Below are 12,602 nucleotides of genomic sequence, written 5' to 3' on the forward strand. Positions count from 1 at the left end.
GCGGCAGTCTGAACTGACTGATTTAATGCGATAATCATGGGCTTCATGGAAAGTGCCTGGAACTGGTTCGGGTGGCTACCAAAACAATGAAAAAGGAAAAGATCATGAAAGAAGGCATTCACCCCAACTACCGCGAAGTTTGTTTCGTGGACTTGTCCAACAACTTCAAGTTTGTGACCCGTTCCTGCGTGAACACCAAAGAAATGGTGAAAATGGATGACGGTCGCGAGTTGCCTTTGTACAAGCTCGACACCTCCAGCGAATCGCACCCTTTCTATACCGGCACGCAAAAATCCGTGGACAACATGGGCGGCCGCGTTGAGAGATTCCGCAATCGTTTCGGCAAGACCACCGCCAAAGACGCAGTGCCAGCAGCAGAAGCTCCCGCAGCCGAAGCTGCCCAGTAAGCGGCGAAAACCGCTTTCGACAGCCTGCAAGAAGCAGCCTGAATTTCAGGCTGCTTTTTTTTGGCAAAAATTACTGTCTCGCGCTGCATCAGCGCTGTCACAGTTGCCTTGAAACAGCCGCTCCGGCAGACTTGGACTCTTTCCTGATAAGCCCGCCGTTTTGAACAAGCCCTCCCCCGCCCTTATTGCCCAATCGGCCGTCCGCCGCTTGCCGCGGCTTGCCTTGCTGCTGTTTTGCGCGGCTTACGTGTTGCCCGGCTTTTTGGGGCGCGGCCCCTGGAAGAACGAGGACATTGCGTCGTTTGGCGTCATGCGCGCGCTCACCTCCTCTGCCGCCAACTGGCTGCAACCCCAGCTGCTGGGTCAGGTCAACGGATTCGAAGCCCTGGTGCCCTACTGGCTGGGCGCCATCGCCATCAAAGGACTGCCTTTTCTGGACCAGGCGCTGGCCGTGCGCATTCCCTTTATCCTGCTGCTGATCCTGACGCTGCTCGCCACCTGGTACGCCGTTTACTATCTGGCGCGCAGCCCGCAAGCCCAGCCGGTGGCCTTTGCCTTTGGCGGCGAAGCCGGCCCGGTGGACTACGCCCGGGCGATTGCCGATGCCGGTTTGCTGGCACTCATCGCCAGTCTGGGTCTGGCCCAGTTTTCGCACGAAACCACCCCGGCGTTGGCGCAACTGGGCTTTACAGCGCTAACTTTTTACGCGATGGCGGCCAGCCCCTTCCGCCGCGCTACCCAATTTCTGGGCCCGGCGCTGGGCCTGCTGGCAGGTCTGGTCGGGCTGGCCTTGAGCGGCGCGCCGACGCTGGCTTTGCTGCTGGGTGTTGGCGGCGTGCTGGTGGAGCGCAGTCACATGCGCTGGGGCGGCAACCCGCTCGACGCAGCAGCTAAGCGGCAGTCCTGGCACTGGATAGTGCTGATTGCTTGCGTCACGCTGCTGGTCGGCCTGCTGAGCTTCAAGCTGCATTTGTGGCGCTGGCGAATTCACCTGCCTGGCGCCGACGATGTGTCGGCCTGGAACGACTGGCGCAACCTGGGGCGGTTGCTGCTGTGGTTTACCTGGCCGGCATGGCCGCTGGCCATGTGGACGCTCTGGCGCTGGCGCCGGCAACTGGCCAGCCGTCATGTGGCGCTGCCGCTTTGGTTTGCCGGCATGGCCGTGGCTGCCGCGCTGACCACCGAAGCATCTGACCGCAGCTTGCTGCTAAGTTTGCCGCCGCTGGCTGCGCTGGCCGCCTTTGCCTTGCCGACACTCAAACGCAGCATGGCCTCGCTGATTGACTGGTTCACGCTGCTGTTTTTCACGGGCTGTGCAATCATCATATGGGTGGTCTGGATTGCGATGCAAACCGGCGTACCCCGGCAACCCGCAGCCAATGTCGCCAAGCTGGCACCGGGCTTTGAACCAAGTTTTTCATGGATCGCCTTTCTGGCGGCAGTCGCGGCCACACTGGCATGGACATGGCTGGTGAAATGGCGGGCGGGTGCGCAGCGCGCCGCTATCTGGAAATCCTTGGTGCTGCCCGCTGGTGGCGCCACCTTGTGCTGGCTGCTGCTGATGACGCTGTGGCTGCCCCTGCTCGACTATGCGCGCAGCCTGGCGCCGCTGTCGCGCCAAGTGGCAAGCCTGGTTGATCAAACTTCCTGCGTCGAGATCTACGGTCTGGACAGCGCCCAGGCTGCGGCGCTGCAGTACCACGGCCGGCTCGAATTGCGCCAAGCCAGTGCTAAAGCAAGCTGCCCTTATTTGATTGTGGATGTCAATGCACAAGCCACCCTGAGCAGTACCGTCACGCTGCCAGAATGGGCTTTTCAGGCTACCGTGCGCCGGCCCACTGATAAAAACGAAAATCTCCTGCTATTTAGGCGTGTGAGCGTCGACAGCCCGGCCAAGATACCTAGGCAAGCAAGCAAACAACCCCCAGCGTGAGCGAATTCAAATAATCATCCAGTTTGCGTGCGGGCAACGCTGCTTGGGGTCAGCATACCGCGCTTGTTAAAACCGCTTGCGCAACAATATCACCATGCCCACACTAACCTTACGCAACACCAAGCTTGAAGATATCGACGCCCTGGTGCGCCTGCAGCGCGAGGTTTATCCGAATATTCCGGCCTGGCAAAACGACCGCGTCGCACACCAGATTGAGCTGTTCCCTGAGGGCCAGTTGGCCGCCTTTTACGATAACCGGCTGGTAGGCTGCGCCAGCTCCCTGGTAATCAAATGGGATGAGTGGGCCGAGGCGCACACCTGGAACGAGATCACTGCGGCAGGAACCTTCGACACCCACGACCCGAACGGTTATACGCTGTATGGCGCAGAGGTGTTCGTTTCGCCTCGCTTGCGCGGCCAGCGGCTGGGCCATGCCCTCTACGCAGCGCGGCGGCAAGTGTGCAAGGCCTTGAATCTGCGCCGCGTCATTGCCTGCGGCAGGCTGCCGGGCTACCACACGGTAGCAGACCAGATGTCAGTGGAGCTTTACGCGCGCAAGGTGCTGTGGGGGGACATTACCGATCCGGTGCTGAGCTTTCAGCTGCGCGAAGGCTTCAGGTACTGTGGCATCATGAAAAATTACCTGGCCGATGATCTTCAATCGCATGGCAATGCCGCCCTGATCGTCTGGCTCAATCCGGACTACGATGCGTCGAGACCAACGGCGCTGGGCCTGGCGCACGATGCCGCAAAGGAGATGTCAACATGACCAGCAGCCCCCCATCCAGCGTTCACGAGCCGAAACCAATCACCGTACGCATCGCGGCAGTGCAATATCTGCTGCGCTCCATCCACGACTGGAACGGCTTTGAAAACCAGGTGCGCTTCGTGATGAAGGCTGCCGGAGACTACAAACCGCAATTCGTTCTGTTGCCCGAGATATTCACGACCCAGTTGCTTTCCTTCATGGATACCAGCGATTTACGCCAGGCCGTGCGCAACATGAATGACTACACCGCCCGCTACATAGAGCTGTTCAGGGAACTCGCTGCGCAGTGGAAGGTGCATGTAGTAGGCGGCAGCCACCCCACCATACGCGACGGCCAACTGCTCAATACGGCCTACCTGTTCACGCCCGAGGGCAAAGTGTTCAGCCAAGACAAGATTCATCTGACGCGCTGGGAGAAGGAAAAATGGAAGGGTGATCCGGGCCATCATTTGCGGGTATTTGACACGCCGCATGGCCGAATTGCCATTCTGATCTGCTATGACATTGAGTTCCCCGAGCTCAGCCGCAAAGTCTGCGAAATGGGCGCCGACATCATCTTCGTTCCCTCGTGTACCGATGATCGCCAGGGATTTCTGCGCGTACGCTATTGCTGCCATGCCCGGGCGATTGAAAATCAGGTTTATGTTGCAGTCACCGGAACCGTAGGCAACCTCCCGGTTGAGGGACTAGGTCTGCACTATGGCCAGGCGGCCATCATCACGCCGTCAGACTTTCCTTTTGCACGCGACGGCATTGCTGCCGAGGGCGTGCCCAATATGGAGCAGATCGTGATTGCCGACGTGGACCTTGGCAAGCTGGTCATGAACCGCGTCAATGGCACCACCATCCCGCTGTATGACAAACGGGTCGATGTCTACGACAACGAAGTGGAAATCGTGTCGACAGTGTGATGCTGCTGCTGGCAAAGGCGTGTGCGTGCCGCCGGAAAGACGATTGAAAAACATGAGCCTTGCCCTGGCCGGCTCGCAATGCGCAGTTCGGCGCCGTGGCGTTGCGCCACATGCTTCGCAATGGCCAAACCCAATCCCGTTCCACCGGTTTCGCGGGAGCGGCTACGGTCAACCCGGTAAAACCGTTCGGTCAGGCGCGGCAAGTGTTCGGCTGCAATACCCGGCCCGGTGTCCTTGACCTGGAATTCGCCGCGCCCATCGTCAAGCAGCGCCCAGCGCACCTGAACCTGTCCGAGTTCGGGCGTGTAACGCACCGCGTTGCTCACCAGGTTGGACATGGCACTGTAGAGCTCGGTTTGTATCCCCGCAATTTCGCAAGCCAGTCCGGACTCAAACGCCAGTTGCTGCCCGCGCGGCACAAGCACCGACGACAAGGCCCTCGCCTCCTGCTCACACTGGGCAAACAGCGCGCTGGTCGACACCCAGTCATTGGCGCCCGGAATCGGACCGCCCTCCAGTCGAGATAAGGTCAGCAAGTCGCTTACCAGGGTTTGCATGCGCTGGGACTGCTGTGCCATCAATGCCAGATAGCGGGTGCGTTCGGCCTCCTTCAGAGGCAGTGTCTGCAAGGTTTCGATGAAGCCGGACAACACCGTCAGCGGCGTGCGAATTTCATGGGACACGTTAGCCACAAAATCCCTGCGCATGGCTTCTGCCTGCGCAACGGCAGTGATGTCGCGCGATAGCAGCAGCTTGCGCCCTTTGCCGTAGGCGTGCACATGCACCGATAGTTTGACGGGTCGTGCCGGCGAACTGAAGCTGCCGGGAATGACGACCTCGCCCGAGAAATTGCCATGAGCCATGTACGCATTGAAAGCTGGCTCGCGCACCAGATTGGCGATGTGCTGAAGCACATCGCGTTTGGCATCAAACCCGAAATGCTGCGTCGCGGTCTGGTTGCACCACTCGATGCGCCCTTGCGCGTCGAGTAGCACCACACCGCTGGGAGAGGCCTGCATGGCGGACAGGAACTCGTCAAGGCGGGCTTGGCTGTCCAGGTATTGCTGATCGCGGTTTTTCAGCAATCTGCGGGTTCGGTCTGCAAATTCGCCCCAGACACCGGGTAGACGGGGCAAGGCGGCAGCCATGACGGCGGGCGTTTCGTTGCTTTGCTCGGTACGCAGCCAGTTAAGGAGCCGCGCCAAGTAAAGGCTGTCAAGCAGCAGCCAGACGAAAGCTCCCAGCAACAGCCCCGGCCCGAGGCCATCTGTCGCTGCTGCCCACCAGCCCAAGCCGGCACCGGTCAAAGTACAGGCCGTAAAAATGACCCACCGATTGATCATCTCGCTGATTGTGCTGAGTCAGAGGCGATGGGCGGACGGCTGGCGGATACTGCGGTCAGCCGGTAACCTGCACCTCGAACGGTTTCCACCATAGTGCCGGCTGCGCCCAGGGCCTCCCGCAAACGCTTGACGTGAACGTCGACCGTACGCTCTTCGATGAATACGTGGTCGCCCCAAACTTTGTCAAGCAAAGTACTGCGGCTATGTACACGTTCAGCATGTTTCATCAGGTAATGCAACAGCTTAAACTCCGTGGGGCCAAGCTTGAGGGCCTGCTGCTGGTATGAAATACGGTGCGTTGCGGCATCCAGTACCAGCGCACCCACGGTGACGCAGTCGCTGACCGACTCGGGCGCACGCCGACGCAGGACCGCACGGATCCGGGCCAGCAGCTCCTGGGTGGAAAACGGTTTGGTGATGTAGTCATCGGCGCCAGCATCCAGCCCGGCCACCTTGTCCGGCTCATCTCCCCTGGCCGTCAACATGATGATGGGAATGCTCTTGGTGCGCGCCTGCTTGCGCCACTGGCGCGCCAGCGCCACGCCACTTTGTCCCGGCAGCATCCAGTCCAGCAAAATGGCATCTGGCAGCGCGGCGTCCAGTTCCCGCTGGGCGGTCACGCTGTCATACGCCACCACAGGAACAAAGCCGCCATGCCGCAAGTTAACGGCAATCAGTTCGGCAATGGCAGGCTCATCTTCAACAATCAATACACGTGGCAAATGTTTCATCGAGCAATTACTTTATGGCAGACTCGATCTGCGCCATCGGACTGTGTCTGACGTCCGCACCCTTGACGATGTAAATGATGCACTCCGCAATATTCTTGGCATGGTCACCCACGCGCTCAATCGCCTTGGCCACAAAAAGAAGATTCAGGCTGGCTGAAATCGTGCGCGGATCTTCCATCATGTAGGTGATGAGCTTGCGTACAAAACCGTCGAACTCCTGGTCGATCTGGTCGTCTTCCTTCAAAATGGATACCGCTACACCGGTATCCAGCCGCGCAAACGCATCCAGCGCTTTGCGCAGTAGCCCTGATGCCAGTTCCGCTGCGACGTTCAGCTCGGATGCAGGCAAAGCGCGGGCAGAACCGCTTTCTATGATTGACTTGACCATGCGCGCGATTTTTTCGGCTTCATCGCCGGCACGCTCCAGATTAGCAGTGGTTTTTGCGATGGCGATCAGCAGGCGCAAATCACGGGCTGTGGGCTGGCGCCGCGCAATGATGGAAGACAACTCGCGGTCGATGTCGATTTCCATGGCATTGACGCGCGCCTCAGTCTCGATGACCTGGCTGGCGTCCGCTGCACTGAATTGCGAAAGCGCATAGATGGCCAGACGGATCTGCGACTCCACCAAGCCGCCCAACTCCATCACGCGCGAAGAAACGGCGTTGAGTTCGCTGTCAAACTGCGTCGATAAATGTTTATCAGGCATGTCTTTTCTCCGTCCCTGTCAGCCAAATCGGCCGGTAATATAGTCTTCAGTCTCTTTACGCCTGGGCTTGAAGAAGAGGTCTTCGGTGGCGCCGAATTCAACCAGATCACCCAGGTACATATAAGCCGTGTAGTCGCTGCAGCGGGCGGCCTGCTGCATGTTGTGCGTCACGATGACCACCGTGTAGTCGCTTTTCAGTTCGGCAATGAGTTCTTCTATCTTGGCCGTGGAAATCGGATCGAGTGCCGAACAGGGTTCGTCCAGCAGCAACACTTCCGGCTTGATGGCAATGCCACGGGCAATGCACAGCCGTTGCTGCTGACCACCCGACAGGCTGGAGCCGCTCTGGTTCAACTTGTCTTTGACCTCAGTCCAGATAGCAGCTTTGCGCAGCGCCCATTCGACGCGATCCTCCATCTCCGAAGCATTCAGGCTTTCGAACAACTTGACGCCGAAGGCCACGTTGTCGTAAATCGACATGGGAAACGGCGTGGGCTTCTGAAAAACCATGCCCACTTTGGAGCGAATCAGCGCCACGTCTTTTTTGGACGTCAGCAGGTTTTCGCCGTCGAAAATTATTTCGCCTTCCGCACGCTGCTCCGGGTAGAGCGCGTACATGCGGTTAAAAACACGCAGCAAGGTGGATTTGCCGCAGCCTGACGGTCCAATGAATGCCGTGACCTTTTTCTCGGGAATCTCCAGATTGATGGCTTTGAGCGCGTGAAACTTCCCGTAATAAAAATCGAGATTCTTGACCGATATTTTGGATTTCTCGGCGGCTGCGGTAGTGGTTTGCATCTTGAACCTTATCTTGTCGATGGGTACTGATCCGCGATCAGTGTTTGTTGCGCGTCAACACGCGCGCCAGAATGTTAAGACCAAGTACCGCCAACGTGATCAGGAACACACCCGCCCAGGCCAACTGCTGCCAGTTCTCGTAGGGGCTCATGGCAAATTTGAAGATGATCACGGGCAAGCTGGCCATGGGCTGGCTCAAGTCCGAGGTCCAAAACTGGTTGCTAAGTGCCGTAAACAGCAGCGGAGCGGTCTCGCCAGCAATGCGCGCCACGGCAAGCAAGATGCCTGTCACCACGCCCGAGCGTGCGGCCTTGAGCGTGATGCTGGTAATCACCTTCCACTTGGGCGCCCCCAAGGCATATGCCGCCTCGCGCAGACCCGCAGGAATCAGCTGTAACATGTTTTCGGTGGTGCGGATCACCACGGGTATAACGATCAACGCAAGTGCCAGCACACCGGCCCAACCAGAAAATGAATTAAAACGGCTCACAACCACAGCGTATACAAATAGGCCAATCACGATGGATGGCGCGGACAGCAAGATATCGTTGACGAAACGCGTTAACGAAGCCAGCGCGCCCTTGGTGTTGTACTCAGCCAGGTAAATGCCGGCCATGATGCCAATCGGCGTGCCCACAAAAGTGGCCAGCATCACCATCAAAAAAGACCCATACAGCGCGTTCGCCAGCCCCCCGGTTTCATTGGGCGGAGGCGTCATCTGGGTGAACGTCGCCCATACGATGCCGCCGATACCCAGCCGCACGGTTTCCCACAGTATCCAGAACAGCCAGAACAACCCGAAGGACATGGCAGCCAGGGACAGAAAAAGTGCCAGCTGGTTGACCCTTTTTCGGCGGGCGAACTTCACCAGGCGCGCATCCGGCATGCTGGCGCTCATGTCTTGCTTCCTTCATTTTTTCTCAGTTGAGCCAGCAGCAGTTTGGACAATGACAACACCACAAAGGTAATAAAGAACAGCACCAGACCCAGGTAGATCAGCGCCGCCTGATGCAGGCCCTCGCCGGCCTCGGCGAACTCGTTGGCCAATGCAGAAGTAATGCTGTTGGCCGCCTGAAACAGGCTCAGGGAATCGAGTTGGTTGAAGTTGCCAATGACGAAGGTAACCGCCATGGTTTCGCCGATGGCACGACCCAGTCCGAGCATGATGCCGCCCACCACACCGGCCTTGGTGTAGGGAAGCACCACTTTGGAAACCACTTCCCAGGTGGTGGATCCCAAGCCGTAAGCCGACTCCTTGAGCAGCACAGGCGTCACATCAAACACGTCGCGCATCACCGAGGCAATAAACGGGATGATCATGATGGCAAGAATGATGCCCGCCGACAATATGCCAATACCGACCGGCGGCCCTGAAACCAGGGCACCGAGGTAAGGGGTGTCGGCAAACAGGTTTTGCAGGGGCTGCTGAACATAGGAAGCGAGAATCGGACCAAACACCATCAGACCCCACATGCCATAGACGATGGAGGGTACAGCGGCCAGCAGTTCAATGGCAGTTCCCAGCGGTCTTTTGAGCCAGGCCGGCGATAGCTCGGTTAAAAACAGCGCGATGCCAAAGCTGACGGGCACTGCGATCACCACGGCGATAAAAGACGTCGCGATGGTGCCGTAAATCATCACCAGCCCGCCGTATTCGTTCTTGACCGGATCCCACACGCTGTTAGTCAAAAAGCCGAGCCCGTACTCGGTGATGGCCGGCCATGCGCCTACAACGAGTGAGGCCAGAATGCCAAACAACAGACCCATCGTCAGCAGCGCCGCAGCCAGTGCCGCCCAACCAAAAACCCGGTCAGCCAGAGGGCTTCGGCGTACCGTATTTTTGGGAGGGGGGTTTGTCAGGTCGCGTCCGGTCACTTTTCCCGGGGAGTCAAAAGCGTCCCGGCTGACCGGAATTGTAGAGGACACGATAAAAATCCCTAAGGTTTGTTGCTGAAACGCGAAGCCTGCTTACTTGTAAGCGACCGCTTTTCCCGAGGTATCCTTGATCTCGCCCCAGGCTTTCTCGACGATGGTCTTGACGCCGTCGGGCATGGGCACATAGTCCAGGCTGTCTGCGGTCTTGTCGCCATTTTTATAGGCCCACTCAAAGAACTTGAGCGATGCAGCGGCCTGCGCGGGTTTGTCTTGCGACTTGTGCATCATGATGAAGGTTGCGCCCGTGATTGGCCACGCATCCTTGCCGGACTGCTCGGTCAGAATCTGGTAGAAGCTCTTGGACCACTCAGCGCCGGCAGCGGCCGCCTTGAAGGCCGTGTCGTCAGGCGACACAAAATTGCCGGCAGCGTTTTTCATCTGGGCAAAAGTCAGCTTGTTCTGCTTGACGTAGGAATATTCAACAAAACCAATCGAGTTGGGCAGGCGGCCGACAAACGCAGCCACGCCTTCATTACCCTTGCCACCCGCACCAACGGGCCAATTCACGGCCGTGCCTTCGCCGACCTTGGACTTCCACTCGGCATTGACCTTGCTCAGGTAGTTGGTGAAAATAAAGCTGGTACCGGATCCGTCCGCGCGACGAACTGGCGCAATGGCCACATCAGGCAATGGCAGCGATGGATTCAGGGCTTTGATGGCGGAATCGCTCCATTTGGTGATCTTACCCAGATAGATATCACCCAGCACCTGACCATTCAGCTTGAGCTGGCCGGGGGCAATGCCCTTGATATTGACAACGGGCACCACGCCACCGATCACCGTCGGAAACTGCACCAAGCCCTTCTTGGTGAGCTCGTCATCTTTCAGCGGCATGTCGGACGCGCCGAAATCCACCGTTTTGGCTTCAATCTGACGCATGCCGGCGCCAGAGCCTACGGACTGATAGTTGATCCTGACGTTAGTCGCCTTGTTGTAGTCAGAAGCCCATTTGGAATAAAGCGGTGCGGGGAAACTAGCGCCTGCGCCGGTGACGTCCTGGGCAGACGACAGAGTCGCAAACGACATAACAGCAACACCCGTCACAGCAGTGATGGAAGCTTTGAAATACAAGTTCATCGGGACACCTTTTGGGTTGGTAGGAAAGATGCTTGAACTGTAGGAAGCTTATGTGACAAAGATGTGACAAACCGCCGTTCTATCGCCTATTCAAGCAGTGCCCCAAAAAAAAACATGTCACAGAACCTTCAAATTTCTGTCACTAATCTGTCATTAATTCCTCCTACGCTTGGCGCTGTCTTAACTCGGAGAAACTCCATGCCAAACCGCCGTATTCTGTCCATCACCGCAGCTGTGCTTGCCGCCATCGCCTTCACGGGCTGCGCGACACAAACCAGCCCGGTGTCGGTAGCCGACACTATCGCTGCCAAGCCGCAACTAAGCACGCTTAACGGGCTGGTAGCCAAAACCGGGCTCACAGACACACTCAAAGGCACGGGGCCCTTCACGGTCTTTGCGCCCAGCAACGAAGCCTTCTCCAAGGTCCCGGCAAAAACGATGGACGATCTCGCCAAGGATCCGGCCAAACTCAAGGCAGTTTTGACTTACCACGTGGTTCCCGGCAAGGTCATGGCTGCCGATGTCAAAAACGGCAACAGCAAAACAGTCAACGGCGCCAACCTAGCACTCTCCAAAGCTGGCGACTTCGTCACCGTTGAAGATGCGATGGTGCAAACGGCCGACATTTCCGCGACCAACGGCGTTGTCCATATTGTTGACAGCGTTCTGATTCCTCCAGCTGCGCGCTAATGGAATGCCGGACAGTAATAGCCGGCCGAAATTCCTAAAAAGTTACAATATAAGGCTGCAGCCCAATAAGTACGAGTGCTAACAGCTATGAATTTAATAGCAGACAAAACAAAGCGGCGGGCGCTGCCCCGCTGACCAATCCAGACATGCCATTCCAAAAACCAGTTCTCAATCGTCGCCAGATGCTGCAGCGCGCCAGCGCGCTGACGGCGGCAGCCGCCACGCCAGGCTGGGCGCAGCCGGGCAAAGCGGTCGCCGCAACACGCAGCATTGTCGTTGCGCAAATCGTTGACTTTTCGCCGGCGCAGCAGGACGTGTCCAAGGACTTCCTGATCGGCTCGCGTGCCGCCTGGCAGGAGATTAACTTGCGCGGGGGGATTGGCGGCAAGCCAGTGCAACATCTGGCGCTCGAAACCGATGGCACGCCTGCCAGCCTGGGTGCTGCGCTGGCCTCGGTCAGGGACAATCCGGCGTGCGTGGTCCTGTCCGGCAGCGCCGGCGACCAGATCGCCAGCCAGGTCGCCGCCTTGTCGCGTCAGGGAAATCTGAACATCGCCCACGTTGCACCCTGGCTGCAAAACTCAAACCTAGAAATAGACGACAAGACCTTTCCGATTTTTGCTGCGCGTCAGGAACAGATCGCCTATGCGCTGAAAACGCTGTCCGTCATGGGTTTGAAGGATCTGGGCGCGGTTTACGGCACCGCGCAGGACTACAGCGCCTACCACGGCGAGCTTGAACGCATTGCCAGCGGCATGCAACTCAAACTGCAATCGTTCCAAAGTACCGGTGATGCGCGAGCACTCGGCCAGAAGCTGACGTCGGGCACCCCGGCAATACTGATTTTTGTCGGTGGAACGCCGGAACTTGCCGGATTCACCCAGGGGCTGGAAAAGCAGGCACGCCAGCGTTACATCGTGGCACTCGCCGACGTTAACCTGCAATCCTTGCTGCAAATGGGCGCTGCCCGCCACACGCCTGTAATTGCGACCCAGCCGGTGCCGCTCGTCAATGCGCGCATGCCCATAGTCCGAAGCTACCGAGAAACGCTGGGGCGCTTGTTTGATGAGCCGCCCACCCCATTAAGCCTGGCTGGTTTCATTGCCGCACGCTACACCTACGAGGTGCTCAATGACGTGGTGGGCCCGCTGACACGCCAGAGCGCACTGACGGCCTTTCAGCAGCGCAGCAGCCTCGACCTGGGCGGTTTTCGAATCAGCTTCAACCCCCAGCGCCGAAGCAACGCCTATGTCACGCAAAGCATGATGACGCTGGACGGCCGTCTAATAGGTTAGGGTT

Annotated in this window: 13 protein-coding genes; 6 read left to right on the forward strand and 7 right to left on the reverse strand. The window is 58.2% G+C overall.

Annotation, left to right across the window (positions count from 1 at the left end; translation table 11 throughout):
- Positions 1-104: 104 nt before the first annotated feature.
- The 4 genes from HHJ18_RS14730 to HHJ18_RS14745 all read left to right on the forward strand — a co-directional run bounded on the left by HHJ18_RS14730 (position 105) and on the right by HHJ18_RS14745 (position 4,020).
- Positions 105-407 (forward strand): type B 50S ribosomal protein L31, encoded by a 303-nt coding sequence (locus HHJ18_RS14730; protein ID WP_296916475.1) that lies wholly within the window; start codon positions 105-107, stop codon positions 405-407.
- A 160-nt stretch (positions 408-567) separates the two neighbouring features.
- Entirely contained in the window at positions 568-2,340 is a 1,773-nt protein-coding gene (locus HHJ18_RS14735) for a hypothetical protein (protein WP_296916477.1), read from the forward strand.
- A 94-nt stretch (positions 2,341-2,434) separates the two neighbouring features.
- The gene (locus tag HHJ18_RS14740; protein ID WP_296916479.1) at positions 2,435-3,109 is read left to right on the forward strand and encodes a GNAT family N-acetyltransferase; all 675 of its coding nucleotides are present in this window, start codon (positions 2,435-2,437) and stop codon (positions 3,107-3,109) included.
- Positions 3,106-4,020 carry a carbon-nitrogen hydrolase family protein gene (locus tag HHJ18_RS14745; RefSeq protein WP_296916481.1) on the forward strand — a complete coding sequence of 305 codons (915 nt, stop codon included), beginning with the start codon at positions 3,106-3,108 and terminating at the stop codon, positions 4,018-4,020. The genes HHJ18_RS14740 and HHJ18_RS14745 overlap by 4 nt, the downstream gene beginning before the upstream one ends.
- Here HHJ18_RS14745 and phoR read toward each other — a convergent pair.
- From phoR to pstS, 7 genes are all read right to left on the reverse strand, one after another.
- Positions 3,984-5,363, reverse strand: a complete 1,380-nt coding sequence (phoR, locus tag HHJ18_RS14750; protein WP_296916483.1) for a phosphate regulon sensor histidine kinase PhoR — start codon at positions 5,361-5,363, stop codon at positions 3,984-3,986. The genes HHJ18_RS14745 and phoR overlap by 37 nt on opposite strands.
- The gene (phoB, locus tag HHJ18_RS14755; RefSeq protein WP_296916485.1) at positions 5,360-6,094 is read right to left on the reverse strand and encodes a phosphate regulon transcriptional regulator PhoB; all 735 of its coding nucleotides are present in this window, start codon (positions 6,092-6,094) and stop codon (positions 5,360-5,362) included. The genes phoR and phoB overlap by 4 nt, the downstream gene beginning before the upstream one ends.
- Positions 6,095-6,101: 7 nt before the next feature.
- Positions 6,102-6,803, reverse strand: a complete 702-nt coding sequence (gene phoU / locus HHJ18_RS14760; protein ID WP_296916487.1) for a phosphate signaling complex protein PhoU — start codon at positions 6,801-6,803, stop codon at positions 6,102-6,104.
- Between the two features lie 18 nt (positions 6,804-6,821).
- The gene (gene pstB, locus HHJ18_RS14765; RefSeq protein ID WP_296916489.1) at positions 6,822-7,601 is read right to left on the reverse strand and encodes a phosphate ABC transporter ATP-binding protein PstB; all 780 of its coding nucleotides are present in this window, start codon (positions 7,599-7,601) and stop codon (positions 6,822-6,824) included.
- 37 nt (positions 7,602-7,638) lie between these two features.
- Positions 7,639-8,499 carry a phosphate ABC transporter permease PstA gene (gene pstA / locus HHJ18_RS14770; RefSeq protein WP_296916491.1) on the reverse strand — a complete coding sequence of 287 codons (861 nt, stop codon included), beginning with the start codon at positions 8,497-8,499 and terminating at the stop codon, positions 7,639-7,641.
- Complete coding sequence (gene pstC, locus HHJ18_RS14775) at positions 8,496-9,461, reverse strand: phosphate ABC transporter permease subunit PstC (RefSeq protein WP_296916642.1); 966 nt, start codon at positions 9,459-9,461, stop codon at positions 8,496-8,498. The genes pstA and pstC overlap by 4 nt, the downstream gene beginning before the upstream one ends.
- Positions 9,462-9,569: 108 nt before the next feature.
- Positions 9,570-10,613 carry a phosphate ABC transporter substrate-binding protein PstS gene (pstS, locus tag HHJ18_RS14780; RefSeq protein ID WP_296916493.1) on the reverse strand — a complete coding sequence of 348 codons (1,044 nt, stop codon included), beginning with the start codon at positions 10,611-10,613 and terminating at the stop codon, positions 9,570-9,572.
- A 198-nt stretch (positions 10,614-10,811) separates the two neighbouring features.
- Between pstS and HHJ18_RS14785 the strand changes: the two genes are divergently transcribed.
- On the forward strand, positions 10,812-11,303 hold the full coding sequence (locus HHJ18_RS14785; protein WP_296916494.1) for a fasciclin domain-containing protein: 492 nt from the start codon (positions 10,812-10,814) through the stop codon (positions 11,301-11,303).
- A gap of 146 nt (positions 11,304-11,449) precedes the next feature.
- Positions 11,450-12,598 carry an ABC transporter substrate-binding protein gene (locus HHJ18_RS14790; protein ID WP_296916496.1) on the forward strand — a complete coding sequence of 383 codons (1,149 nt, stop codon included), beginning with the start codon at positions 11,450-11,452 and terminating at the stop codon, positions 12,596-12,598.
- Positions 12,599-12,602 lie beyond the last annotated feature (4 nt).

It is taken from the genome of Polaromonas sp., assembly GCF_012927455.1.
Lineage (GTDB): Bacteria > Pseudomonadota > Gammaproteobacteria > Burkholderiales > Burkholderiaceae_C > Polaromonas.

Excerpts from the sequence above, each read along its gene's own strand:
- HHJ18_RS14730 (WP_296916475.1), top strand. The coding sequence starts at position 105 with ATGAAAGAAGGCATTCACCCCAACTACCGCGAAGTTTGTTTCGTGGAC.
- HHJ18_RS14740 (WP_296916479.1), top strand. The coding sequence starts at position 2,435 with ATGCCCACACTAACCTTACGCAACACCAAGCTTGAAGATATCGACGCC.
- HHJ18_RS14745 (WP_296916481.1), top strand. The coding sequence starts at position 3,106 with ATGACCAGCAGCCCCCCATCCAGCGTTCACGAGCCGAAACCAATCACC.
- phoR (WP_296916483.1), bottom strand. The coding sequence starts at position 5,363 with ATGATCAATCGGTGGGTCATTTTTACGGCCTGTACTTTGACCGGTGCC.
- phoB (WP_296916485.1), bottom strand. The coding sequence starts at position 6,094 with ATGAAACATTTGCCACGTGTATTGATTGTTGAAGATGAGCCTGCCATT.
- phoU (WP_296916487.1), bottom strand. The coding sequence starts at position 6,803 with ATGCCTGATAAACATTTATCGACGCAGTTTGACAGCGAACTCAACGCC.
- pstB (WP_296916489.1), bottom strand. The coding sequence starts at position 7,601 with ATGCAAACCACTACCGCAGCCGCCGAGAAATCCAAAATATCGGTCAAG.
- pstA (WP_296916491.1), bottom strand. The coding sequence starts at position 8,499 with ATGAGCGCCAGCATGCCGGATGCGCGCCTGGTGAAGTTCGCCCGCCGA.
- pstS (WP_296916493.1), bottom strand. The coding sequence starts at position 10,613 with ATGAACTTGTATTTCAAAGCTTCCATCACTGCTGTGACGGGTGTTGCT.
- HHJ18_RS14785 (WP_296916494.1), top strand. The coding sequence starts at position 10,812 with ATGCCAAACCGCCGTATTCTGTCCATCACCGCAGCTGTGCTTGCCGCC.
- HHJ18_RS14790 (WP_296916496.1), top strand. The coding sequence starts at position 11,450 with ATGCCATTCCAAAAACCAGTTCTCAATCGTCGCCAGATGCTGCAGCGC.